21 protein-coding genes are annotated in these 24,791 nt (G+C 53.6%); 8 read left to right on the forward strand and 13 right to left on the reverse strand.

Translation table 11 applies throughout. The annotated features are described in order from the left end of the window. Nucleotides 1-44: 44 nt before the first annotated feature. The 8 genes from ACFQ1T_RS05505 to ACFQ1T_RS05540 all read right to left on the reverse strand — a co-directional run bounded on the left by ACFQ1T_RS05505 (nt 45) and on the right by ACFQ1T_RS05540 (nt 8,796). Nucleotides 45-1,439: an amino acid permease gene (locus ACFQ1T_RS05505; RefSeq protein ID WP_275356348.1), complete on the reverse strand. Its 1,395-nt coding sequence runs from the start codon at nt 1,437-1,439 to the stop codon at nt 45-47. A gap of 68 nt (nt 1,440-1,507) precedes the next feature. Continuing rightward, the gene (locus ACFQ1T_RS05510) at nt 1,508-2,812 is read right to left on the reverse strand and encodes a M18 family aminopeptidase (RefSeq protein ID WP_379074646.1); all 1,305 of its coding nucleotides are present in this window, start codon (nt 2,810-2,812) and stop codon (nt 1,508-1,510) included. A 1-nt stretch (nt 2,813) separates the two neighbouring features. Beyond that, nucleotides 2,814-3,728: an oxygen-dependent coproporphyrinogen oxidase gene (hemF, locus tag ACFQ1T_RS05515; RefSeq protein ID WP_194748701.1), complete on the reverse strand. Its 915-nt coding sequence runs from the start codon at nt 3,726-3,728 to the stop codon at nt 2,814-2,816. 6 nt (nt 3,729-3,734) lie between these two features. Then, complete coding sequence (gene purD, locus ACFQ1T_RS05520) at nt 3,735-5,003, reverse strand: phosphoribosylamine--glycine ligase (RefSeq protein WP_194748700.1); 1,269 nt, start codon at nt 5,001-5,003, stop codon at nt 3,735-3,737. Between the two features lie 110 nt (nt 5,004-5,113). Beyond that, on the reverse strand, nt 5,114-6,718 hold the full coding sequence (gene purH / locus ACFQ1T_RS05525; RefSeq protein ID WP_194748699.1) for a bifunctional phosphoribosylaminoimidazolecarboxamide formyltransferase/IMP cyclohydrolase: 1,605 nt from the start codon (nt 6,716-6,718) through the stop codon (nt 5,114-5,116). 92 nt (nt 6,719-6,810) lie between these two features. After that, a complete protein-coding gene (locus tag ACFQ1T_RS05530) occupies nt 6,811-7,047 on the reverse strand; it encodes a helix-turn-helix domain-containing protein (RefSeq protein ID WP_194748698.1) in 237 nt (78 codons plus the stop codon). Next, a complete protein-coding gene (gene dusB / locus ACFQ1T_RS05535) occupies nt 7,047-8,090 on the reverse strand; it encodes a tRNA dihydrouridine synthase DusB (RefSeq protein ID WP_275356345.1) in 1,044 nt (347 codons plus the stop codon). Before dusB ends, ACFQ1T_RS05530 begins: the two co-directional genes overlap by 1 nt. A 79-nt stretch (nt 8,091-8,169) precedes the next feature. Beyond that, a complete protein-coding gene (locus ACFQ1T_RS05540; RefSeq protein WP_194748696.1) occupies nt 8,170-8,796 on the reverse strand; it encodes a TetR family transcriptional regulator in 627 nt (208 codons plus the stop codon). Nucleotides 8,797-8,994: 198 nt separating this feature from the next. On the opposite strand from ACFQ1T_RS05540, the gene ACFQ1T_RS05545 reads away from it, so the two are divergent. The 5 genes from ACFQ1T_RS05545 (at nt 8,995) to lgt (ending at nt 17,118) form a co-directional block, all read left to right on the forward strand. Beyond that, entirely contained in the window at nt 8,995-10,173 is a 1,179-nt protein-coding gene (locus tag ACFQ1T_RS05545; RefSeq protein WP_275356344.1) for an efflux RND transporter periplasmic adaptor subunit, read from the forward strand. Nucleotides 10,174-10,255: 82 nt separating this feature from the next. Next, complete coding sequence (locus tag ACFQ1T_RS05550) at nt 10,256-13,393, forward strand: efflux RND transporter permease subunit (RefSeq protein ID WP_379074654.1); 3,138 nt, start codon at nt 10,256-10,258, stop codon at nt 13,391-13,393. Continuing rightward, entirely contained in the window at nt 13,390-14,850 is a 1,461-nt protein-coding gene (locus ACFQ1T_RS05555; RefSeq protein WP_275356342.1) for an efflux transporter outer membrane subunit, read from the forward strand. Before ACFQ1T_RS05550 ends, ACFQ1T_RS05555 begins: the two co-directional genes overlap by 4 nt. A 111-nt stretch (nt 14,851-14,961) precedes the next feature. Beyond that, the gene (locus ACFQ1T_RS05560) at nt 14,962-16,227 is read left to right on the forward strand and encodes an MFS transporter (protein WP_379074658.1); all 1,266 of its coding nucleotides are present in this window, start codon (nt 14,962-14,964) and stop codon (nt 16,225-16,227) included. 99 nt (nt 16,228-16,326) lie between these two features. Beyond that, nucleotides 16,327-17,118, forward strand: a complete 792-nt coding sequence (lgt, locus tag ACFQ1T_RS05565) for a prolipoprotein diacylglyceryl transferase (RefSeq protein WP_379074661.1) — start codon at nt 16,327-16,329, stop codon at nt 17,116-17,118. 13 nt (nt 17,119-17,131) lie between these two features. Here the strand turns inward: lgt and ACFQ1T_RS05570 are convergent, their stop codons facing one another. After that, a complete protein-coding gene (locus tag ACFQ1T_RS05570; RefSeq protein ID WP_379074664.1) occupies nt 17,132-17,404 on the reverse strand; it encodes a YkgJ family cysteine cluster protein in 273 nt (90 codons plus the stop codon). A gap of 6 nt (nt 17,405-17,410) precedes the next feature. Next, complete coding sequence (locus tag ACFQ1T_RS05575; RefSeq protein WP_379074667.1) at nt 17,411-18,151, reverse strand: competence/damage-inducible protein A; 741 nt, start codon at nt 18,149-18,151, stop codon at nt 17,411-17,413. A gap of 212 nt (nt 18,152-18,363) precedes the next feature. On the opposite strand from ACFQ1T_RS05575, the gene ACFQ1T_RS05580 reads away from it, so the two are divergent. Continuing rightward, nucleotides 18,364-20,037: an MHYT domain-containing protein gene (locus ACFQ1T_RS05580; protein WP_379074670.1), complete on the forward strand. Its 1,674-nt coding sequence runs from the start codon at nt 18,364-18,366 to the stop codon at nt 20,035-20,037. A 29-nt stretch (nt 20,038-20,066) separates the two neighbouring features. On the opposite strand, the gene ACFQ1T_RS05585 is transcribed toward ACFQ1T_RS05580, so the two are convergent. The 3 genes from ACFQ1T_RS05585 to polA form a co-directional block, all read right to left on the reverse strand. After that, complete coding sequence (locus ACFQ1T_RS05585) at nt 20,067-20,306, reverse strand: GlsB/YeaQ/YmgE family stress response membrane protein (protein ID WP_194748688.1); 240 nt, start codon at nt 20,304-20,306, stop codon at nt 20,067-20,069. 151 nt (nt 20,307-20,457) lie between these two features. Then, a complete protein-coding gene (locus ACFQ1T_RS05590; RefSeq protein WP_228518837.1) occupies nt 20,458-20,676 on the reverse strand; it encodes a hypothetical protein in 219 nt (72 codons plus the stop codon). A gap of 58 nt (nt 20,677-20,734) precedes the next feature. After that, nucleotides 20,735-23,500, reverse strand: coding sequence for a DNA polymerase I (gene polA, locus ACFQ1T_RS05595; RefSeq protein WP_379074674.1), 2,766 nt, complete (start codon nt 23,498-23,500; stop codon nt 20,735-20,737). 96 nt (nt 23,501-23,596) lie between these two features. On the opposite strand from polA, the gene ACFQ1T_RS05600 reads away from it, so the two are divergent. Both ACFQ1T_RS05600 and ACFQ1T_RS05605 read left to right on the forward strand, forming a co-directional pair. Beyond that, a complete protein-coding gene (locus ACFQ1T_RS05600) occupies nt 23,597-24,322 on the forward strand; it encodes an LOG family protein (RefSeq protein WP_194749104.1) in 726 nt (241 codons plus the stop codon). 104 nt (nt 24,323-24,426) lie between these two features. Continuing rightward, on the forward strand, nt 24,427-24,771 hold the full coding sequence (locus tag ACFQ1T_RS05605; protein WP_194748686.1) for a DUF2782 domain-containing protein: 345 nt from the start codon (nt 24,427-24,429) through the stop codon (nt 24,769-24,771). Nucleotides 24,772-24,791: the final 20 nt, after the last annotated feature.

Genomic DNA, 24,791 nt, shown 5'->3' on the forward strand with positions numbered 1-24,791 from the left:
CTCAAACGTCGGCTTTTTTATTGCTGCTCGCGCGGGCTAAATGATTAGCGCAAGCGGCTGTGTCTGAGTGAGTAAACAAAATAGAACACCACGCCCACCACCGCCCACAAGCCAAAGCGATGCCAGGTTGAGGCGGGTAAAAACGACATCAGCGCACCGCAGGTGATGACACCTCCGAGTGGGATCAGCGGATTAAAAGGATTTTTGAACGGCCGCGGTAAGTCTGGATGGGTCTGACGCAAGCGGATCACGCCAATGCAGACCATAATGAAACTGGCTAGCGTCCCGATATTGACCGTTTCTGCCAATTCGCCGAGCGGGATAAAACCGGCCACGATGGAAACCACCGTTCCGCAAAGCAAGATAATTTTACTGGGTGTTTGGCGGTCAGGATTCACTGCTGAAAATACCGGGGAAATCAGGCCGTCGCGGCTCATGGCAAATAAAATACGTGTCAGGCCGTAGAGCAGCACCAGCAGCACAGTAATCAAGCCAGCCAGCACGCCAGTCGCCACCAGTGTGGATGACCAGGTATAACCCAGTTTGGTCAATGCATAAGCCACGGGTGACGAGGTATTCAGCTCGTGATAAGGAATCACACCGGTCAGCGTGCCAGAGACGATGATATAAATAATGGTACAAAATGATAGTGAAGCGATCAGCCCAATCGGTAAGTCGCGTTGTGGCAGTTTGCATTCTTCGGCCGCGGTTGACACAGCATCAAAGCCAAAATAGGCAAAAAAGACCAGCGAGGCGCCAGCCAGTACGCCAATATTTTTGCCATTGTCCAGCGTTTCAAACCAGCCAAACGGCATAAATGGCAGCCAGTTTTCGGTGTGAATATGACCCACGGACAAGGCGAGAAAAATCGCAATCGTGGACAGTTTGATAATCACCATCAGGTTATTGGCTCGCGCACTTTCCTTGACGCCGACCATGAGTAGCAGGGTCAGTACCCAGATAATGGCAAAGGCTGGCAGGTTGATGGTGCCGCCTAACACCGGTGCCTTGGTCAGGTGCGCTGGCAAGTGTAGCCCGAGGTTGCTCAAGGTGTTTACAAAGTAACCTGCCCAGCCATTGGCAACCGCTGCAGCGCCAACGCCATACTCCAGTAATAGCATCCATCCCATCATCCATGCAGCAAACTCGCCAAACGCGACATAGCTGTAACCATAGGCGCTGCCAGAGCCGCCAACTGAAGACGAGAGTTCGGCATAAGATAACGCCGCAAATCCTGCAGCGATGGCCGCAATAATAAATGAAAGGACGACGGCAGGGCCAGATTGGGTCGCGGCCGCGATACCGGTCAGGACAAAAATGCCGGTACCGATGGCGCCACCGATGCCTAGCAAGGCCAGGTCAAAGGCGGTTAAACATTTTTTCAGGCCGGTATGCGCATGTGGTTGGATAGGTTTTTTGCGCAATAATTGTTCTAGCATTGATTGTTTCTCCCCATGTCTGCCTAGGGTAAAGCAATCGTTGTACCAGCGTCAATGCTGCTGATGGATTAGCTCGCGTAATGCCGGCTGAGTGTGGCAATCATGTAGCCATGATCGAGCACACCCGCACTTTCGCGCAGGCTGTGCATGGCCCACATCGGGTTACCGACATCGACGGTGGCGATGCCTAATTGCGCTGCCATGATGGGCCCTATGGTGCTGCCGCAGCCTAAATCGGTGCGGTGCGCATATTGTTGATAGGGGACCTCCGCTTGTTCACACAAGTGGATAAAGCGCGCAGCCGTGACGGCATTGGTGCTGTAGCGCTGGTTGGCATTGGTTTTAATGACCGGGCCCCGGTTGACTTGCACATGGTGACACGGTTCATAGCTGCCGGCATGATTGGGGTGAAAGGCATGTGCCATATCGGCACTGATAAAAAAACTGTTGGCAAAGCTGCGCAGTTTGTCTTCTGGCGTGAGATGAGTGCTATGACAAATCCGCTCAATCACATCCAGCAAAAAGCTGCCACCCGCCCCCGTGGCGCTTTCAGAGCCCACCTCTTCGTGGTCAAACAGTGCACAAATAGAGGTCGTCTGCGGCGTTTCGGTGCCTAACAGGGCTTCCAACGCGGCATGGCACGAAGCCAGGTTGTCCAGTTGGCTGTTGGCAATGAATTCTTGTTCCATGCCCCAGAAACTGCCGCGCTGGGTGTCATAAAACGTGAGGTCCCAGCCAGCAATGACGTCTGCGGGCACGGCCAGTTTGCCGGCGAGTGTATCAATCAGCAATTGTTTGGCTTCGGAGCTGTTGGCTGCGTGACCAAAAATCAGGGGCAGACCGGTTTGCTTGTTGAGTACCAGGCCTTTTTCATTCACTTCGCGGTTCATGTGTATGGCCAGATTGGGCAGGCGCGCCATCGGCTGCTCCAATTTGACCAGGCGCGTTTGCAGGCCCTCAGGGGTGCGGAGCACCACACGACCGGCCAGACTCAAGTCGCGGTCGGTAAAAGTCGCCAGAATGGGGCCGCCATAGACTTCTACCCCTAGTTGCGCCAGACCTTCTGTGCTGTAAGCTGCATGCGGTTTCAGGCGCAGGCCGGGTGAGTCGGTATGCGCGCCGACAATGCGCAGACCGCTGTCGGCAAGGGCTTGTTGACCAAGTACAAAGGCAATGATGGAGCCGCCATCACGCACTACGAAATATTTACCCCCTGCCTTGAATTGCCAAGGTTCGTTTTCACGCAGGTTTTTAAAGCCATGCGCCTTGAGTCGGCTTGCGACCGTGTCTACCGCGTGCCAAGGGCTGGGGCTTTGATCAATAAAATCCAGCAGGGCTTGCGCGTGTTGTCTGGCTTCTACTGAAACTTGCATATTAAACCCAGTCCTTTTCAATCAAAAAGTCAGTATACAGTTTGGCCTCTGCGCTACGGGCTTCAGGTTTCCAGTCATAGCGCCATTTAACGATGGGTGGCATAGAGAGCAAGATGGACTCTGTACGGCCATTGGACTGTAACCCAAAGATCGTGCCGCGATCAAAAATCAGGTTGAACTCGACATAACGGCCTCTGCGATAAGCCTGGAAATCGCGTTCGCGTTCGCCATAAGGCGTCTCTTTACGCCGTTGCACAATAGGCAAGTAGGCGTTGATAAAGGCATCACCCACTGCACGTTGCAAGGCAAAGCTTTTTTCAAAGCCCAATTCACTAAAGTCATCAAAAAAGACACCGCCGATTCCGCGCGGCTCCTTGCGATGCTTGAGGAAAAAGTAAGCATCACAGTCTTTTTTGAATTTTGGGTAGTAATCGGCACCAAAGGCAGCCAGCGCTTCTTTATTAACGCGGTGAAAGTGGATGCAATCGTCTTCAAAGCCATAGTAAGGCGTCAGATCCATGCCGCCGCCAAACCACCAGATATCCTCTTCACCCGCCTGTTGCGCCCGGGCGACAAAAAAACGCACATTCATGTGTACGGTCGGCACATAGGGGTTGTGCGGGTGAAACACCAGGGAGACGCCCATGGCCTCCCAGGGGCGGCCCGCTGCTTCGGGATGTGCGACGCTGGCCGCAGGCGGTAGCTTGTTGCCGAGCACATGTGAAAAGCCAACCCCAGCTCGCTCAAACACGTTTCCGCCTTCGAGCAGGCAAGAGTTCCCGCCCCCACCTTCAGGGCGCTGCCAGCTATCCTGCAAAAAGGTTTTGCCATCGACGAGTTCAATGGCTTCGACAATACGGGCCTGCAAGCCTTGCAGGTAATCAAAGACGGCCTGGGGTTGGATCTGGTTTGTCATGACAGCTTAGTTTTTGATGGCGCGGTAACCGATATCTTTACGGTACTGAGCACCGTCGAACTGGATTTGTTCCAGTACTTTATAAGCTTGCTGTTGCGCAAACTTGACCGTTTCGCCCAAGGCCGTCACACACAAGACGCGACCGCCACTGGTGACTACCTTGCCGTCCTTGAGGGTGGTGCCAGCGTGGAACACATGACCATCCTGTACGTCTTTCGGCAAGCCATGAATTTCATCGCCCAATCTGGGGGTATCCGGGTAATTGGCGCTTGCCATCACCACACCCAAGGCAAAACGTCTGTCCCATTCTGCTTGTGCCTGGTCCAGCGTGCCATTGACTGCGTGTTCAGCCAGTTCGACCAGGTCTGATTTCAGGCGCATCATGATGGGCTGCGTTTCGGGGTCACCCATGCGGCAATTGAACTCCAGTGTTTTCACATCGCCTGCCGGTGTAATCATCAACCCGGCGTACAGAAAGCCGGTATACGGGATGCCATCTTTGGCCATGCCTTCAACGGTAGGCACAATAATCTCGCGCATGGCTTTGGCGTGGATCTCTGGCGTCACCACTGGCGCAGGCGAGTAAGCGCCCATGCCGCCGGTGTTGGGGCCTTGGTCGGCATCAAGCAGGCGTTTGTGGTCCTGGCTGGTGGCGAGTGGCAAGATGTTTTTGCCATCGACCATGACCATGAAGCTGGCTTCTTCGCCAGTCAAAAACTCTTCAATCACCACGCGTGCACCGGCATCGCCGAGCTTATTGTCAGCCAGCATCGCATCGACTGCGGCGTGGGCCTCTTCCAATGTCATGGCAACCACCACGCCTTTACCGGCCGCCAGGCCATCTGCCTTGATAACGATGGGCGCGCCATTGGCATCAATGTAGGCATGCGCTGGCGCGACCTCGCTGAAGGTCTGGTATTTGGCGGTAGGGATGTTGTGGCGGACCATAAATGCTTTGGCAAAATCCTTGGAGCTTTCCAATTGTGCCGCCGCTTTAGTCGGGCCAAAAATCTTCAGGTCAGCGGCGCGGAATGCATCGACCACGCCTTGCGATAACGGGGCTTCCGGGCCGACAATGGTCAGCGCAATCTGCTCATCTTCGGCAAATTTCACCAACTCATCGATTTTGGTTATCGGCACATTGATCATGTCAGGATTTGTCGCGGTGCCTGCATTACCGGGAGCAACATAAACGCGGCTCACTGCTTTGTTTTGTGCGGCTTTCCAGGCCAGTGCGTGCTCACGACCGCCAGAACCAATCACTAAAATTTTCATCTTTTATTACCTGATTAAGTTTGAGCCACAGAGAACTCAGAAGACACAGAGTAGCACTCAAAGGCGGAATGCTTTTAAGATGTTTTTTGTGTTCTCTTTGGCAAAAAGAATTAATGTCTAAAGTGACGAATGCCGGTCACGACCATGGCCAGGCCACGTTCATCAGCCGCCGCAATCACTTCCTCATCGCGCATGCTACCACCGGGATGGATCACGCAACTCGCGCCTGCATCGGCCAGTACGTCTACGCCGTCCCGGAACGGGAAAAATGCGTCAGAAGCGACCACTGAGCCTTGCAGGCTCAAGCCGGCATTTTGCGCTTTGATGGCGGCGATTTTGGTACTGTCGACACGGCTCATCTGGCCTGCACCCACGCCTAAGGTCATGCCATTGCCACAGAACACGATGGCATTGGACTTGACGTATTTAGCCACGTTCCAGGCAAACAGCAGGTCTTGCATTTGTTGTGGAGTTGGTTGCAGTTTGGTGACCACTTTCAGGTCAGCCATATGCATCTCATGGTTGTCGGCAGATTGCAGCAAAATACCTGAGCCTACGCGCTTGGAATCGACGGCATTGCGGCCTTGTTCCCAAGCGTTATTGCCGCCTTGGGGCAAGGCGATTTTCAGTACGCGTACGTTGGCTTTGGCGGTAAAAATGGCCAGGGCTTCTGGCGTAAAATCGGGGGCAATCAGCACTTCGACAAATTGTTTGGAAACGGCTTCGGCAGCTGCGCCATCAAGCGTGCAGTTGAAGGCAATGATGCCACCAAAAGCCGAGGTCGGATCGGTTTTGAAGGCTTTGCTGTAGGCTTCCAGTGCGTTCACGCCCAGGGCTACACCGCAAGGGTTGGCGTGTTTGACAATTACGCAGGCCGGGCCGGTGAAAGATTTTACTGCTTCCCAGGCCGCATCTGCATCGGCGATGTTGTTGTAGCTCAGTTCTTTGCCCTGCAATTGTTGCGCGGTGGCCAGGCTGCCTGGGGCAGGGTAGAGGTCACGGTAGAAGGCGGCTTGCTGATGGCTGTTTTCACCATAACGCAGGTCTTGTACTTTGACAAAATTGCTGTTCATCTGGCCTGGGAACTGGCTCAGGACTGGCTTGCCTGCCGCTTCGGTTTCGGTGAAGTCAATGGCGGACAAGTAGTTGCTGATGGCGGCATCGTATTGGGCAATGCGGTTAAATGCGGCCACAGACAATTTGAAACGTGTTGCTTTGGACACGGCGCCCTGATTGGCTTTCAACTCGTTGACCACTTCAGTGTACTGGGCAGCGTCTGTCAGTACGGCGACATCGTTCCAGTTTTTGGCTGCGGAACGCACCATGGCCGGACCGCCGATATCAATGTTTTCAATCGCATCTTCAAGCGTGCAGTTGGGCTTGGCCACCGTCGCTTCAAACGGATAGAGATTGACGGCGAGCAAGTCGATATTCTCAATGCCATATTGCTGCATGGCCGCCACATGTTCAGGCAGGTCGCGGCGTCCCAGCAGGCCACCGTGCACCTTGGGGTGCAGCGTTTTGACCCGGCCATCCAGCATTTCTGGAAAACCGGTAAAGTCGCTCACTTCTTTGACGGGAATGTGGTTGTCACGGAACAGTTTTGCAGTGCCCCCCGTGGAAAGGATTTCTACACCCAGTTGGTGCAGGGATTGTGCCAGTTCCAGCACACCGGTTTTATCGGAAACACTGATAAGCGCGCGTTTAATCGTCATAATGAGTTTGAATGGAGTTGCAAAATAAAAAATGAAAAGGCTTAAAAAATGAAAAGGTCTGATGTTGGGATGTCATCAGACCGGGGTCATGCTTATTCGAGGCCGTAGGCGGCCATTTTTTTTCTTAGGGTATTGCGGTTAATGCCCAGCATGTCGGCGGCTTTGCTCTGGTTGCCGCCCACTTTGTTCAGTACGTATTCCAGCATGGGCTTTTCCACGCAGCCAAGCACCATTTCGTAAATCGCATGCGGCGGTTGCCCATCCAGATGCATGAAATAGTCGTCCAGAGACTCGCGTACCGCGAGACTTAATTTACTATCAGTTTGCATTAGGCTGCGAGCTCCTGGGTGCCTGGGTGCTCTTGATCCAGTTCAGTCTCCTCGGCGTAGACCAGACGGTCGTTTTTCGCACGGAGCTCGGTAAAGAAGTCATTGATGGCTTGTAATTGTAATTCTATGGTTTGCAAGGTATTCATATTGTGACGGAAGGCAGCAGAGCCAGATAAGCCCTTGGTATACCAGGAAATATGCTTGCGTGCGACGCGCATGCCAGTGAGGTCACCATAAAAAGCATACAAGTCATGCAAGTGCTCCAGCATCACCTGGTGAATTTCATCTACGGTCGGCGGCAGCATGTGCTCGCCAGTCTTCAGAAAGTGCTCGGTTTCGCGGAAGATCCAGGGGCGGCCTTGGGCTGCACGGCCGATCATGACGGCGTCGGCTTGGGTGTAATCAAGGACAAATTTGGCTTTTTCTGGCGTGGTGATATCGCCATTGGCAATCAGCGGAATCTTGATTTGCTGCTTGACGGCGGCAATCGTGTCATATTCGGCGTCGCCATGGTAAAGATCATTGCGCGTGCGGCCATGAATCGTCAGCGCCTGGATGCCGATGTCTTCTGCCATTCTGGCAATCTGGATGGCATTTTTGTTTTGTCTATCCCAGCCGGTACGGATTTTCAGGGTGACTGGCACATCCACCGCATTGACCACCGCCTTGAGGATTTGGGACACCAGCGGTTCGTCTCGCAGCAGGGCAGACCCAGCCATGACGTTACAGATTTTTTTGGCCGGGCAACCCATGTTGATGTCGATGATTTGTGCACCATTGTCGACGTTATGTTTGGCGGCCTCGGCCATCATGGCCGGTTCTGCGCCGGCAATTTGTACCGAGATCGGGCTGACTTCGCCTTCATGGTTGGCGCGGCGCTTGGTTTTTTCACTGCCATACAATAAGGAATTGGAGGTGACCATTTCGGAGACGGCCAGCCCTGCCCCCATTTTTTTGCACAACATGCGGAAAGGACGGTCGGTCACGCCCGCCATAGGGGCAACCACCAGGTTGTTCTTAAGTTGATGCGGTCCGATTTGCATGCTTGGATAAGTCAGTGAAAAGACTGACTATTTTAACTGCAAATCGCAGACGAGGGAATGTTTAAAGTAGCATTTTTGCTTATTTTTTACGCAGATTAATGTGTGTGTTGATTAGTTGCATGGCGCGGTCGCGGAATAACGTTCCTTCGGTGTCTTTGACCCACATGTGCATTAGGCCTGAGAAAAACAGGTGGGTGTCCCAGGCGAGTTCTTGCGGACTAAGCTGGGTGCCGACCTGGCCGATTTCCTGTGCTTTGGCGTAGGCCTGTTCCATTTTGTGCACGAGTCCGCTACAGTTACCTAAAATAGATTTCAGTACATCGGCAAACTCATCCACGTATTCACACTTGGTCATCATGACTTCATAAGTTGCGCGCGTGGTGGTGTCGTCATTAAGAATCTGTACGGTGTTTTCGAGGTGTTTGCGAATGCGGCCCAGCGGGTCAATATTGGACTCTTCCGCGTTCCCGAGTAGGGTGTCATCCATGCGGTCTATCAGTGGCAAATACACTTCTTCGCGCATGGCATGAAACAAATCTGCCTTGTTCTGGAAATGCCAATAGACGGCGCCGCGCGTAACATTGGCATGGGAGGCAATCTGTTCCAGGCTGGTGCGGCTAACCCCTTTTTGCAGAAACATCTGTCGCGCAGCATCAATAATGTGTTGGCGCGTGATGGCGGCATCTTCTTTGGTTTTACGTACCATAAGTATTTATCGCTCTTTCATAAATTCATGAATGTTTCATTTGAATGTCGTATTTTATCAGCGGTCACTGGCAACTTGTGACGGCTCGAGATGGGCAAATTTTTTGCAAAACCCATTTACATACATTCGTGTTTGTATATAATATACATCCAATGATGTATGTAATCAAGTCTATTTTAAAACTAAACAGAGGATAACATGTTGATTTCACAGACTATCCAGCCTCGTCATGCCTTGCTCGTGCTTGCTTTAAGCCTGGGATTGAGTGCTTGCGGAAAATCTTCACAGCAGCAAAATCCAGCCGCAGGCGGCATGCCTGCGATGCCAGTCACCGTGCAAACCGTCGCCGCTGAAACTATCCCGGTGCAGACTGAGGTGGTTGCGCAAACCGAGGGCGCCAAGCAAATTGAAGTGCGTCCCCGCGTTGGTGGCATTGTGCTTAAACGCCTGTATCAAGAAGGCGATGCGGTCAAGGCCGGGCAGGATATGTTCTTGATTGATCCTGTTCCGTACCAGTTGCAGGTAGATCAGTCCAAGGCGCTGATTGCACAGCAAAAAGCCCGCATTGAGCAAACGGCACGTGAGGCGCAACGTCTTAAGGGTTTGCTGGAGAGCCACTCTATCAGTCAGCGTGAATATGATAATGCGGCCTCTGATAACTCTGTTGCCGCAGCGACTTTGTTGCAATATCAGGCGCAACTGCGTGAAGCAGAGCTGAATCTGTCTTATACGCATGTTAAAGCGCCAGAGAGTGGGATTGCCGGTCGCTTTGTGTTGTCAGAAGGGGCGTTGGTCAGTGCCAACACTACCTTGTTGAGCACCATCGTACAATTGTCGCCGATTTGGGTCCGCTTCAGCCTGTCCGAGTCCGAGCTCACAGCGTTGGGCGGGCATTTGCGCCCAGGCCGCGTGCAGGATGTACGATTGATCCTGGCAGACAATACTGAATATCGTTATTCAGGCAAGATTAACTTCTCTGCCAGTCAGATTGACCCGGCATTGGGGACGCAGCAACTGCGGGCCGAGTTCCAGAATGCGGACAGTGCCTTGTTGCCAGGTCAGTTTGTCCGTGTGCGCCTGACCACTGGCAAGCGTGATGGCGTCTTCCTGATTCCGCAAACGGCCGTACTGACTGGTCAGCAAGGCAAGTTTGTCTTTGTGGCCGAAAAAGATAAAGAAGGCAAAACGGTGGCCGCGGTCAGGCCGATTGTCGCGGGCGGCTGGTTTGACAACCGCTGGACGGTGTTGGATGGCTTGAAAGCCGGCGATCAGGTCATTGTCGACAATCTGATCAAGGTGAGACCTGGTGCACCGGTGGCACCACATGCACCAGACGCTGCGCCAGCCCAAGCGGCACCGGCACCAGCCAAGTCTTAACGCATTCACCGTCTTTGTTGAATAAGCCCATTATGTTACCAAGGGCCTGGGCATGTACCAGGCCCGTCTCAGGGAAAACGATATGACCCGATTTTTTATCACACGCCCGATTTTTGCCAGCGTGCTGTCTATCATCATCGTGTTGGCAGGTCTCGCAGCGGCATTCCAGTTGCCGATTGCCCAATATCCGCAAATTGCACCCCCTACGGTGCTGATTACGGCCAGCTATCCTGGTGCCAGCGCAGAAACACTGTCAAAAACCGTGGCTGCCCCGATTGAGGAGCAGCTAAGTGGTGTGGAAAACCTGCTTTACTTTAACTCTAGCTCTGACAGCAGTGGTACCTTAACCATTACCGCCACATTTGATGTCGGTACCGATGTCAACCAGGCGACCTTTAACGTCAGTAACCGTGTGAACATTGCGTTGCCGCGTTTGCCCGAAGATGTACGCCGGACCGGGGTTGTGGTTCAAAAACGTTCGAATGACATCCTGCTGGTCGTGATGCTCACCTCGAAAAACAAAGACCATAATCGTTTGTTCCTGAGTAACTACGCCACCTTGAATTTGCTGGATGAATTCAAGCGCATCAAGGGCGTGGGCGATGTCACCATTTTTGGTGGGCAAGATTACTCCATGCGTGTCTGGTTGCGTCCTGACCGCATGGCGCAACTGGGGGTGTCTACCAGCGATATTTCTGCGGCCATCAGCGCACAAAACGCGCAGTATGCCGCCGGCAAGATCGGTGCAGAGCCCGCTTTGCCTGATCAGCAATTGTCATTTACCGTGACAGCTAAAGGACGGTTGATTGACCCTGAAGAGTTCGGCAACATTATTTTGCGTGCGCAAGGCCCGAACGGTGTCTTGCACCTGAAAGATGTGGCACGCATCGAGTTGGGTGCACAAAGCTATAACGTGACCTCTGCACTCGATGGCCAGGCCGGTGTGGCAATGCCGGTCTTTTTACAGACCGGTGCCAATGCACTGGATACCGCCAATGCCATCAAGGCCAAGGTGGAAGAGTTAAAAGCCAAATTCCCGCAAGGCATGGAATACAACATTCCTTATGACACCAGTGACTTTGTGAAAGCCACCATCAAAGAAGTGTTCCATACCTTTGGTGAGGCGCTGGTACTGGTCGTGATCGTGGTGTTCCTGTTCCTGCAAAGCTGGCGCGCAACCCTGATTCCGATGATTGCAGTGCCGATTTCGATTGTTGGTACGTTTGCCGGCTTGTATGTGTTCGGCTTCTCGATCAACCTGCTGACTCTGTTTGCCATGATTCTGGCCATCGGCATTGTGGTGGATGATGCGATCGTGGTGCTGGAGAATACCGAGCGTTTGATGAAAGAGGAAGGCTTGAACCCGCTGCATGCGGCGATTAAGTCTATCGCACAAGTGCAAGCGGCGGTGGTGGCGATTGTACTGGTCCTGTGCGCAGTGTTTGTTCCTGTGGCATTCCAGGGCGGCATTGCCGGGCAGCTCTATCGTCAGTTCGCGGTCACTGTGGCCATTGCTGTGGTCATTTCAGGCGTGGTGGCGTTAACGCTGACCCCTGCTTTATGTGCCATGATTCTGAAGAGTGGCGGTCATCACGAAAATGCTTTTTTCAGGAAGTTTAACCAGGGCTTTGGCCGGTTGACCAGCTTGTACACGGGCACCGTCCGCTTGACCCTTCGTCACAAATTGATTGGTGCCGTCGTGTTTGGTGCCATGCTGGTGGTGATGATCTTCCTGTTCCGTACCGTGCCGGGTGGATTTGTGCCGCCAGAAGATCAGGGCTATGTCATTAGCATTGTGGTGATGCCAGATGGTGCCACCTTGAAGCGGACTTCCCAGACCATGGAAAACATCCGGTCAGCGGTAGCGAAAGATCCTGCCACTGCGCATGAGTTTGCGGTGAATGGGTTTGAATTGCTCACCGGTGCCAACAAAACTAATGCGGCGACCATGTTTGTCCGTATGACGGATTGGGAAAAGCGTACGACCAATGCCGACCAGATGGTTGGAAAGTTGATCGGCATAGGAATGAGTCAGCCGGATGGCATGGGCTTTGCCGTGAACCCGCCAGCGATTCGTGGCTTGGGTTCTGCGGGTGGTTTTGAGGTTTATGTGCAGAGTCATGGGGATACGGATCCCATCAAGCTGGCGCAAGTCATGAACAACTTTATGGATGCGATGCGTGCCAATCCGCAACTGACACAGATTAATAGTTTCTTCCGGCCGACCGTACCGCAGTTGTACATTGAGGTAGATGAAGCCAAAGCCTTGTCACAGAATGTGAAAATTGCGGATATTTACGCGACTTTGCAGAGCACCATGGGCTCGCTCTATGTCAACGACTTTAACCGTAATGGCCGGACTTACCGCGTGCAGTTGCAAGCCGAGGCGGGTTACCGCATGAAGCCTGAAGACCTGGGCAAGGTGTATGTACGTAGCCAGCCGACGGATGATAATCCGAATGGCAATATGGTGCCGATGTCTGCATTGGCAAAAGTCAGCAACATCGTCGGTGCTGAACAGCTGGAGCGCTACAATGGCCTGCTGTCTGCCAAAGTGTTCGGTAGCGGTGCGCCCGGCGTGAGCTCTGGCGATGCGATCAAACTGGTGGAAAAAATCGCCAAGGAAAACTTGCCGGATGGTTACCAGATTGCCTGGACCGGTCAGGCTTACCAGGAAAAACGGACCGGTTCTGCTGCGCTGGTGGCCTTTGGCTTCGCCACCATCATGGTGTTCCTGATCCTGGCGGCACAGTTTGAAACCTGGTCCTTGCCGCTGGCAGTGATCATGGCGATTCCATTTGCAATGACAGGCGCCTTGCTGGCGGTGTTGACGCGAGGCATGAACAACGACATCTACTTCCAGATTGGCCTGATTACGCTGATTGGTCTGGCGGCTAAAAACGCCATCCTGATTGTGGAATTTGCCTCGCAAAAAATGGAAGAGGGCATGCCGTTGGCTGAAGCTGCGCTTGAAGCCGCCCGCTTGCGCTTCAGACCGATTGTGATGACGTCCATGGCGTTTGTGCTGGGGATTATTCCACTGGTATTTGCGACCGGTGCAGGTGCTGCAGCGCGCCAATCCATGGGTACGGGCGTCTTCGGCGGCATGTTGCTGGCAACCTTTATTGCCACCATCTTTATCCCATTGTTCTTTACCTGGCTGACCAGTGAGAAAAAAGTGCGTCACCATGGTCATGTTGAAGAAGAGGAAGCGGTATGAAACCGACAGTAAAACAACTGGTGTGGGCACAACGCCCGCTCATCATCGCGCTGGCAGCCTTGTCGTTGGCAGGTTGCCAGTTACTGGGCCCGTTATATAGCCGCCCTGACAGTCCGCTGCCACAGGGGTATGTTGAGCCCCAAGCGGCGACGTCGACGGCGGTGCCTGCGGCACAAATGCAGCAATGGTGGTCCTTGTTTAATGATCCAGTGTTAACCAGGCTGATTGATACTGCGCTGGTCAACAACAGTGATGTGCAGCTCGCCGTGGCACGCATTGAACAATACGATGCCGTGGCGCGTGAAACCTCTGGCAATGTGCTGCCGACCATCACGCTGGACAACAACAATACCCGTACCAGAATTACCGGGGCAGGGCCTAACCCGGTTTTCGGGGTCAACCCGCGTAATGACAATAAACTGGCGTTAAACGGCAGTATTGAGCTGGATGTGTGGGGCAAGTTGAGAACGGCCAATGTCGCGGCACGGGCCAATCTGCTGTCGACCGAGTATGCCCGTGAGGCAGTACGCTGGTCATTGGTAGGGCTCGTGACCAATCAATACCTGATAATCCGTAGTCTGGATGGACAGCTGGCAGTCAACGCCGAAAACATCAAAACGGCGCAAGAAAGCCTGGCCATGACACAGCGGCAGCTGGATGCAGGCGTCAATACCGCACTGGATGTTAATCAGGCTGAGCTGGTGGTGACCAATTTACGTGCGCAATCGCTGGAGTTGCAGCGCCAACGCTCAATCAGTGAGCATCAGCTCGGGGTGTTGACTGCAGACCTAAGCGTCAAGATTCCGGTCGGTGGTTTAATGTCCATGCCGATACCGCCGATGCCACCCGCAGGCTTGCCATCCACCTTGCTGGAATCACGTCCGGATATCCGCCAGACTGAGCAGGATTTGATCGCTGCACATGCGAATGTGAAATTGGCAAAAGCAGCCCTGTATCCGACCTTGTCACTGACCGGGGCTTATGGTGGCGAGAGTAAAATCCTGAGTGACCTGTTTACGGCGCCAGCCAAAATCTGGACACTGGGCTTTGCAGCAAGCTTGCCAATATTCAATGGTGGACGCTTGAACGCCAGGGTCGATCAGGCCTCTGCCTTGCAGAAGCAGGCCGTGATTAACTACCAGGCCGCCTTGCGGACTGCATTTAGCGAAGTGAATGATGCGCTGGTGAATGCGCGCCAATACCGTGAGCAAGAAGCGGTGGCGGAGTCCAAGCAAAAAACCACTGCCAACATTTTGCGTATTTCGCAAAATCGGTATCAGGCGGGTTACTCCAGCTATCTTGAAGTGCTGGATGCGCAACGTAACCACAATGAGGCGACACAAGCCTTGGTTCAGAGCCGACAAAACACGCTGACAGCCACCGTGTCACTGTTTAAAGCCCTGGGCGCGGGTTGGGATCCAGAGCCACTGAAGAAAAAAGCCGAGGCTTCCAAGTAAGCCATGGCTTTATTCAACGCGCCGGGAGTAGTTATCTCCCGGCGTTTTTATTTGGCAGGCCCCATGCTGGTGAGGCTTGGAGATTTACGGTCTGCCAGCTAAGATGCTGCGATGTCTAGCCCCTCACTCAAGCACATTGCCTTTGCCAGTTTCATCGGTACAGCCATCGAATTTTACGATTTTTATATTTATGCCATGGCGGCAGCGCTGGTCATTGGCCAGGTCTTTTTCCCCGCCAGCGCGCCAGCGGTGCAATCGTTAAATGCCTTGCTGACCTTTGGTCTGGCGTTTATTGCACGGCCACTGGGGGCTTTGCTGTTTGGTCATTTTGGTGACCGTCTCGGCCGCAAATCCACCCTGGCCGCGTCATTGCTGGTCATGGGCTGCTCGACGTTTCTGATTGGCGTCTTGCCAGGCTACGATCAATGGGGGCTGTGGGCGCCGGTGCTGCTTTGTCTGTTGCGGTTTGGTCAAGGCATCGGCTTGGGCGGTGAATGGGCAGGAGCTGCCTTGCTGGCAACCGAATATGCGCCCGTACATCGTCGCAGCTGGTTTGGCATGTTTCCGCAACTGGGGCCTTCGATCGGCTTTTTACTCGCAACCTTGACCTTTTTGGCCTTAACTCTGGGGCTAACGGAGACACAATTTGAGCAATGGGGCTGGCGCGTGCCGTTTATCGTCAGTGCGGCGCTGGTCATGGTCGGGCTATATGTCCGCTTCAAGCTGGCTGAGACGCCCGCATTTGCGCAGGCACAGTCTTCAAAAGAGTTGCATCGCTGGCCGCTTAAGGCGTTGTTGGTCACGCATGGACGTGCCATTGTGCTTGGTGCGCTGGCCATGGGGGTGTGTTATCACCTGTTTTATACGGCGACGGTGTTTTGCCTGAGTTATGGCACGCAAACCTTGCACATTGCTCGCCCGGTTTTTCTGGGGATGCTGTGTATCGCTGTGCTAGGCATGGCCACCGCGACGCCACTGGCTGCCTGGTGGTCAGACAAGGTTGGCCAGCGACCCGTGCTGATGCTCGGACAAGGTCTGGCCGTATTACTGGGATTTGCCCTGGCGCCGTTACTAGGCAGTGCGGATAGCGGGCTGATCCTGGTTTTTCTGTTTGCCGCGCTGTTTTTAATGGGCGTCACTTTTGCCCCCATGGGCGCTTTTCTGCCACAGCAGTTCCCGGTCGCTGTGCGGTACAGCGGGGCAGGGCTTAGTTATCAGCTGGGTGGCATCTTGGGTGCCTCTTTCGCGCCTGCCATTGCCCAATACCTGGTCAATCAGGGCGGCTTGACCTGGGTAGGGGCCTATCTCTCCAGCATGGCCTTGATCAGTTTTCTGGCCGTCTGGCGCATGTCGCCAAGCGCATCCAACCCGGATTGAATAATAAGTGCATGCAGTGATTGAGTGGCTTTTAGTCTCTGTTTGCCTGCGCTGGTCGGGTCAGCAGTTATAATGCAGTTTTTTTCACGGTGATACGGCATGTTTACCCATCCGGGCTTTAACCCCATCGCATTACAAATCGGCAGTTTTGGTATCCACTGGTATGGTTTGATGTACCTGATCGGTTTTTTTGGTGGCCTGTGGTTGGGGCAGTACCAGGTCAACCGGTTGCGTAAACTGGACCCCAACTCGCCCTGGCAGGCGCGTGACCCGGACGACATGCTGTTTTACATCGCGCTCGGTGTCGTGCTGGGCGGCCGGTTGGGCTATGTGGTGTTTTACCAGCCCAGTTATTTCCTGCAACATCCGTTGGAAATCTTTGCCCTGTGGCAAGGGGGCATGTCGTTTCATGGTGGCTTTATTGGCGTCATGGTGGCCATGGCCTTGTTTGCCCGCAAGCGCGGCGTGATTTGGTTGCAATTGATGGACTTTGTGGCGCCGCTCGTGCCGATTGGCCTGGGGGCAGGCAGACTGGGTAATTTTATCAATGGCGAGTTATGGGGGCGGCCAACCAATGCGGATTGGGGCATGGTGTTCCCAGCCGTGGATCAGGTTGCACGGCATCCTTCGCAGCTCTACGAGTTTGCACTAGAGGGGATCGCGCTGTTTGTGATTCTCTGGTGTTTTGCGGGCAAAAAACGACCCATCGGTGCAGTGTCCGCCATGTTCTTGCTCTGTTACGGCAGCTTCCGTTTTCTGGTTGAGTTTACGCGTGAACCAGACAGCTTTTTAGGCTTGCTATCGCTGGGGCTCAGCATGGGACAATGGCTCTGCGTGCCTATGATTCTGGCAGGGCTCTGGCTCATGCGCAGAGCGTATCGTCAGTCGTAAAGCCAGATTTCCATTAGGCGTTGCCTGGCTGAGTGGCACGTTCGAGGGCACTCAGCCACTGGATGGCATATTCACGTCCTTGCTGTTCTTCGCCACACATCTCCAGGCTAGGGCTTAATCCGCCACAAAACGCTGGGCGTTGTGGCTGCCCAAACAATTTGCAGCGATAGGCCTCATCTAGTTGTATGCATGGCACACCCGCGGGCTTGCCATGTGGCATGCCGGGGATCGGACTATTGATGGACGGGGCAATGCAGCAGGCTCCGCAGTGTTGGCGGCATTCCATTCGAGGTTAAACATCCACCCAGGGGTAGCCTAATGCAGACACGCCAGCCTTCAGCTCCAGCATGGCTGCAAGCACATACGCACTTTCGCCTTTGAGACCAACTTCTGTGGTGCGGCGCTGGTTGGTGCGCGGCAAGCTGAACAACTTGAGCATGGGATAACGGCTCAGTATGCTGTTCATCAAGTCAATCAAGTCGCTTTCGCCTGCCTCAGTGACGACAATGGCTTGCTCCAGATAGTCTTGGCCATGAAACAGGTGACTGTAATAGGTGTCCAGCACCCATTCCACCATCGGGTGCGCCATTTCTGGAAAGCCGGGCACAAAGTAATGCTCGTGAATGCTGAATCCGGCGACGCGGTTAATCGGGTTGGGGATGAGCTCACAGCCTTGCGGAAAATCAGCCATGAGTACGCGTTTAGGGTAAGCCGCTTCCCCATATTGCGCTTCAATATTGGCAACGGCGCCTGCATGTCGCTCAATCGGTACCCCGGCAGCCGCGGCTGCACATTGGCGGGTGTAGTCATCCGGGGTGGCGCCGATGCCACCAAAGCTAAACACAATCTCGCCGCGCGCCATACTGGCCTTGAGTAACTGCGTGATTTGCTCGGGGATATCGCCGATAAAATGCGCCCAGCTCAGTTGCAAGCCGCGTGCAGACAGAAGCGCAATGACCTTGCTGAGATGGGCATCCTGGCGCTTGCCGGACAGGATCTCGTCACCGATGATATAAATCCCAAATTGGCGCATGTTATATTGAGTAAATTACTTTTGAGTGAGCGTTTTAACAGCAGCATAATACCAAGCAATTGCTGAAAATTCACAGCATAGCCGTTACAGCAGCACTTTTGCGGTCTGGTGAGCGCGTCAGTGTGCAAGTGCTTTGATGTGGTTTTGACCCATTGCGTGCTGGCCTAGCCAGCTTTTCAGTCAGTGATCAGTACATTATCGAAAGAAATCCATTGAACAGTTTTCTCTTTGATTTTGTGAGTCCAGCAGACACCATCCTTTCATCTCGCTATGAACCCTCGATGGTCGCCTTGTCCTACCTGATCGCACTCACGGCCTCTGTGATTGCCATCCATCTGGCCGAGGTCTCCCAGCAATTCAAACTTAAGCGCGACCGCCACTTGACCATGCTCGGCGGTGGCCTGGCGATGGGATCGGCAGTGTGGGGCATGCATTTTATTGGCATGCTAGCTTTCGAGCTGTGTGCCACGGTGCGTTACGAGCTGGTCATCACCTTGCTCTCCTTGTTGCCGGCATTTGTTGCCTCCTGGGCATCCATGCAATGGGTGGCGCAAGCAAAAAAATCTCCTTACGATTTAACCATTAGCGGCGCCTTGATCGGCCTGGGCATCGGGGTGATGCATTACACCGGCATGCTGGCCATGCAAACGGCTGCTGTCATGGCGTTTAATCCATGGCTGGTACTGGTGTCTGTGTGCTCGGCAGTGATGCTCGCCATTCTGGCGTTATGGTTTCATCAACGCTGTAACCGTTTGCGGCGACTGCGGCCCTGGCGCCATTTGTTCAGTGGTCTGGTCATGGCGGCTGCCATTACCAGCATGCACTATCTGGGCATGGCTGCGGCCAGCTTTAGTGGCCCCATACAGTTTGATGAGCCTGTGCCCACCGTAGACCGGCTGTATTTGTCCTTGCTGGTCACCATGGGCTTGGTGACCTTGCTAGGCGCTATTCTGGCGCAAACCATGATTAGTCGGCAGCGGCAATTGGCCCGCGAGTTACAGTTCAGGGAGCATCAAATGCGCGTGATCTTTCAGCACGCGATAGACGCAATTGTGATTACGGATGCCAAGGGGCATATCCAGATGGTGAACCGCGCTTTTGAGGCGATGTTTGGCGTTCAGTCGCAGGCAATCGTGGGCCGTTCGCTTGGCAAAATGATCCCCGACTGGAAGCAGCTCAGCACGCTCTCGCGCAAACGCAGGCAACATGACCAGGCTGGAAAAGTGGTCGCTGAGCGTCACGGGATACATGCGGATGGGCGCGAAATTCCATTGCGGATTGCACTGACCCGTGTGATTGAAGATGAGCTGGATTTTTGTATCAGTTTTTTGATGGATTTAACCGTATTTCGCCAGCAGCAAAACGCCCTAGAGAAACTGTTGACCGAAGATCCGCTGACCGGCTTGTTCAACCGGCGCGGCATGCTCAGTATGATGCATGGCATTGTCAGCCAGCTTCAAAGCAGTCAGCCGCAACGGGGCATTATTTTATTATTTGTAGATCTTGATGGGTTTAAAGCTGTCAACGATACCCATGGTCATCCTGTGGGCGATGAAGTGTTGATGGCCATCGCACAACGATTACCTGATGTGTTGCGCGAAGAAGATATGGTGTGTCGTTTTGGCGGGGATGAGTTCGTGATTCTGCTGACCTTTGCCTCCCAGCCGGAAGAGCTGGCCCGCATGGTTGCAGGCAAGCTGGTCGAAAGCATCAGTCAGCCCATCAAGTTGCAATCGGGTCAGGAGATCGCGGTAGGCTGTAGTATCGGTATCGCCTATGACTGGCCTAAAACGGCCGACGACATCGAAGCCTTACTGCAGAAGGCGGATAATGCGATGTATCAGGCCAAAAAAGGCGAAGCTGGAAAAGTCATTTTTTCCAGCTAGGCTGTACTGCAGTAAGGGTGAATGCTGCTTTATGCCGACCTGAGCAGACGGGAAATAAAAATCAGGAAGACGGCACCGATGGTGGCGACGATAATGCTGCCTATCATGCCGCCACTGGCACTCAAGCCCAGCAGGCCAAACAGCCAGCCGCCAACCACTGCACCGGCAATACCAAGCACCAAATCCCAAATCAGGCCAAAGCCATCGCCTTTCATGATCAAGCCTGCCAACCAACCCGCGATAATCCCTACAACAATTGTCCAAAGCATGTGTGTACTCCCCTGTTGTTATGATGAAGCTCTATGCTAAGCACAGTTGCGCCTGTCATCTGTCAGCCCATCTAGGAAAAACCTGTCAGATTCAGCTGACTCGCTTGCTGCAAACGTCCAGATAGCGCCACGCCTACCCTGGCTTGAGGATTTACTTTTTCAAACCGATGATCAACAAGGCAGCCCCCGCCGCAATCACAATCAGGCTAAGCGCTTGCGGGACTTCCACCTCTTTGGTGATCTCTGCATTGGCCTCTAAAGAGCCGATTTTTGCTACGGTCTCTTTGCTCTCGTAACTAAACCCTTTGAAAATCAGACCAGCTGCGCCGACTGCAATCAATATAATGCCTACCATCGCTAATGATTTCATGCCCAAGCTCCACAGTTAAAAAAGATAGGCTCATATTGACCGTAAGTCAGGCGACTGTCTAGTGGGCGCTCTCCCAGTTGTTGCCCACGCCGACCTCGGCTAGTAACGGCACTGATAAGGTTGCCACTTCTTGCATGAGCACGGGCAAGGTCTGTTTGACTAATGCCAGTTCATGTTCAGGCACTTCCAGCACCAGTTCATCGTGCACCTGCATGATGAGTTTGGTCTGCAGTTTTTGCTCGGTCAGCCATTGGTCGACGGCGATCATTGCCAGTTTGATCAGGTCGGCCGCCGTGCCTTGCATGGGGGCATTAATGGCGGCGCGTTCGGCGCCGTTTCTTCTTTGTACGTTAGCGCTGTTGATTTCAGGCACCCATAAGCGTCTGCCGAAATAGGTTTCGACATAGCCTTGTTGCTTGGCCAGTGCGCGCGTGTTTTCCATATAGGCTTTGACACCGGGGTAACGCGCAAAATAGCGTTCAATGTAATTGGCCGCCGCGCCGCGCTCAATATTGAGGTTTTGCGCCAGGCCAAACGCGCTCATGCCATAGATGAGGCCAAAGTTAATCACTTTGGCATAGCGTCGCTGCTCGTTATCTACGGCCGCTTTGTCCACGCCAAAAATTTCTGCGGCCGTGGCGCGATGGATGTCTTCGTTATTGGCAAAGGCCGTCAGCATTCCGGCATCTTGTGAGAGATGCGCCATGATGCGCAGCTCAATCTGCGAATAGTCCGCTGAGATGATCTGGCTACCGGGCGGGGCGATAAAGGCTTCGCGGATGCGACGGCCTTCGGCGGTGCGCACCGGAATATTTTGCAGGTTGGGGTCCGAGCTGGCCAGCCGTCCGGTAATTGCCACTGCCTGGTTGTAGTTGGTATGCACGCGCCCGGTTTGCGCGTTGATCATTTTCGGCAACTTGTCGGTGTAGGTGGATTTCAGCTTGGCCAAGCTGCGGTGCTCCAAGATTACCTTGGGCAACGGGTAATCCAGCGCCAGTTCATGCAATACATCTTCGTCGGTACTGGGGGCGCCAGAAGGCGTTTTTTTCAAGGGTTTGATGCCCAGTTTGCCAAACAGGATTTCTTGCAACTGCTTGGGCGAACCCAGGTTAAACGGTTGTCCGGCCAGCTCATACGCCTGTTTTTCAATCTCCATCAAACGCAGGCCAATTTCATTGCTCTGGCGGTTGAGCATGTGGCTGTCGATCAACACGCCGTTGCGCTCCATGCGTTGCAACACTTGCATGCTGGGCATTTCCACCTGCTCATAAATAAAGCGCAGTTTGTCCGAGACTGTCACTTGCGGGTACAGGGCCTGATGCAGTTGCAGCGTGATGTCGGCGTCTTCCGCGGCATATTCGGCAGCCACCTCGACGGTGACCTGGCTGAACGACACTTGTTTTGCGCCTTTGCCCGCCACGCTTTCGTAGCTGATGGGGGCAATGCCCAGATGGCGCTCGCTGAGCTCATCCATGCCATGCCCTTTGTGGCTCTCAAACACATACGATTGCAACAGGGTGTCGTGCGCAATGCCTTGCAGCGTGATGCCATGATTGGCCAGCACATGCATATCGTATTTAAGGTTCTGGCCGACTTTTTTAATGTCCGGGTTTTCAAGGATGGGTTTGAGTTTGGCCAGGGTCGCCGTCAAAGCCAGTTGTGGAGGCGCATCAAAGTAATCATGGGTGAGCGGGATGTAAGCCGCTTCCCCCGGCGTGACGCTGAACGAGACGCCGACAATTTTGGCTTGCATGGGGTCCAGTGAGGTCGTCTCAGTGTCAAAGCAAAGCAGGGCGGCTTGTTCCAGTTTGGTGAGCCACGGTTCCAGTTCACTGTCCGATAAAATGGTCTGGTAAAGCCGTCGCGTATCCGGCGAGTAATCGCCACCGGCTTGCCCGCTAAGCTCCTCGACGGTCGGTAGGACTGAATTTTCAATCAATGGTGCTGTGGCACCGTCTGGCAATTTGTCTAAGTCACGCTTCCAGCCTCTGAACTCAAAATGGTCAAACAGCGCGAGTAGTGCAGGCTTGTCCGGGGCTTTGGGGATCAGTTCATCAAAATGCTCACGGATACCGATATCACAGCGGATGGTGATCAATTCGCGTGCCGTGGGTAACCAGGGTAGGGCTTTGCGCAAGTTCTCGCCGACCACGCCTTTGATGTTGTCGGCATTGGCAATGATATTGTCGAGAGATCCATATTCTGTCAGCCATTTGACCGCCGTTTTTGGGCCGACTTTTTCGACCCCAGGCACATTGTCTACACTGTCACCGACCAATGTCAGGTAGTCGATAATTTTGCTGGGCGGGATGCCAAATTTATTTTCTACGCCGGCAATATCCAATACATCATCGGTTTTACGGAAGGCATCACGCATGGTGTTGACCACGGTAATATTTTCATTTACCAGTTGCGTGATGTCTTTATCGCCAGTCGAGATAATGGTGCGGATACCTTCTTTTTCGGCCTGCTTGGCCAGTGCGCCAATCACATCGTCGGCTTCAACGCCTTCTTCAATAATCAGCGGCCAGCCCATCGCGCGGATGGTTTCGTATAGCGGTTCAATCTGCACGCGCAAATCGTCCGGCATGCTGGCGCGGTTGGCCTTGTATTCGGGATAGAGATCGTCGCGGAAGGTTTTGCCCTTGGCGTCAAACACACAGGCGCTATAGTCAGAAGGATAGTCCTTATGCAGGCGCCGCAACATATTCAGCACGCCTTGAATCGCCCCGACCGGTTCGTTGGCCGAGTTGCGTAAATCCGGCATGGCGTGAAACGCGCGGTATAAATAACTGGAGCCATCGACCAGCAGCAGGGTTTTCATCGTGTGTTCTCAAGAGTCAAATCAATGGCGTATTTTACGCATTTCAAAGCCACTTCATGTACACTAATTTGGTTTTGATTGTTGAAGGACTGAATGATGACCACCCCCAAGCTGCCTACCATGGTCGAGCCTGAGCTGCTCAATGGCGATAGTGCCAGCCATGAATCCTGGCATGCCTTTGAAATCATGGCCGAGTTTGTCGGCGCCACTGAAAACCTCAAGGCGATTACGCCCGCGGTGTCGATTTTTGGCAGTGCTCGTACCAAGCCTGACCATCCGTATTATCAACGTACTGAAGAAATTGCCCGTCTATTATCAGACTCCGGCTTTAGTGTGATTTCTGGCGGCGGGCCAGGCATTATGGAGGCGGCCAATAAAGGTGCGTTCCCAGGCCGTGGCGCCAGTGTCGGGCTGAATATCAAGTTGCCTTTCGAGCAGCACGGCAATCCCTACCAGGATATCGGCATCAGTTTCAAATACTTTTTTATGCGCAAGGTGATGTTTGTTAAATATGCCAGCGCATTTGTCGTCATGCCGGGCGGCTTTGGCACGCTGGATGAACTGATGGAGGCGATCACGCTGGTGCAAACGGGCAAAAGCCGCAAGATTCCGATTATTCTGGTCGGCAGCCAGTTTTGGGCAGGCTTGATAGACTGGTTGCGCAATACGCTGGTGGCAGAAGGTATGGCCTCGCCGACCGATATGCACCTGGTGCAAGTGATTGATGAGCCGCAACAGATCGTGGACGCGATTTTCAAACATTATGAAACCACTGGCTTCGAATTGACGCCGGCGGAGCGCAAGATGCAGTTGTACCTGTAATCGCTGCGCGCAAAGCCAGGATATTTACAAGTTTATTCAGCGCTGGATGTCCGCCACGGCACGGCTTTTTGCTAGAATAGCGATCACTGACTAAGGAGTCTTCCATGCGTAATGTTTCCCGTTTTATGCTGGCCACACTGTGCCTTGCGAGTTTTTCCATGCTGGCTAGTGCTGCGGCCCCCAAAGATGCCGAGTTGCTGGATGACATTCCCTCTCCGCCCAAGGTCATTGAAGGACAACCCATAGACCAGCCGACCATCTCCAAGCGCAAGGATGGTGATAACGAGGTTGAGGAATACAGCCTGAATGGTGAGGTCTATATGGTGAAAGTGACACCACCGAGCGGCAAGTCTTACTACCTGCACCGGGAAGACCGTAATGGCGAGTGGGTGCATGATGGTCCTTCTCGCCCGGTGTCCGTGCCCAAATGGATTCTTTTCCGCTTCTAAATGTTTTTGACCTGCCCGTA

It is taken from the genome of Methylophilus glucosoxydans, assembly GCF_042676145.1.
Lineage (GTDB): Bacteria > Pseudomonadota > Gammaproteobacteria > Burkholderiales > Methylophilaceae > Methylophilus > Methylophilus glucosoxydans.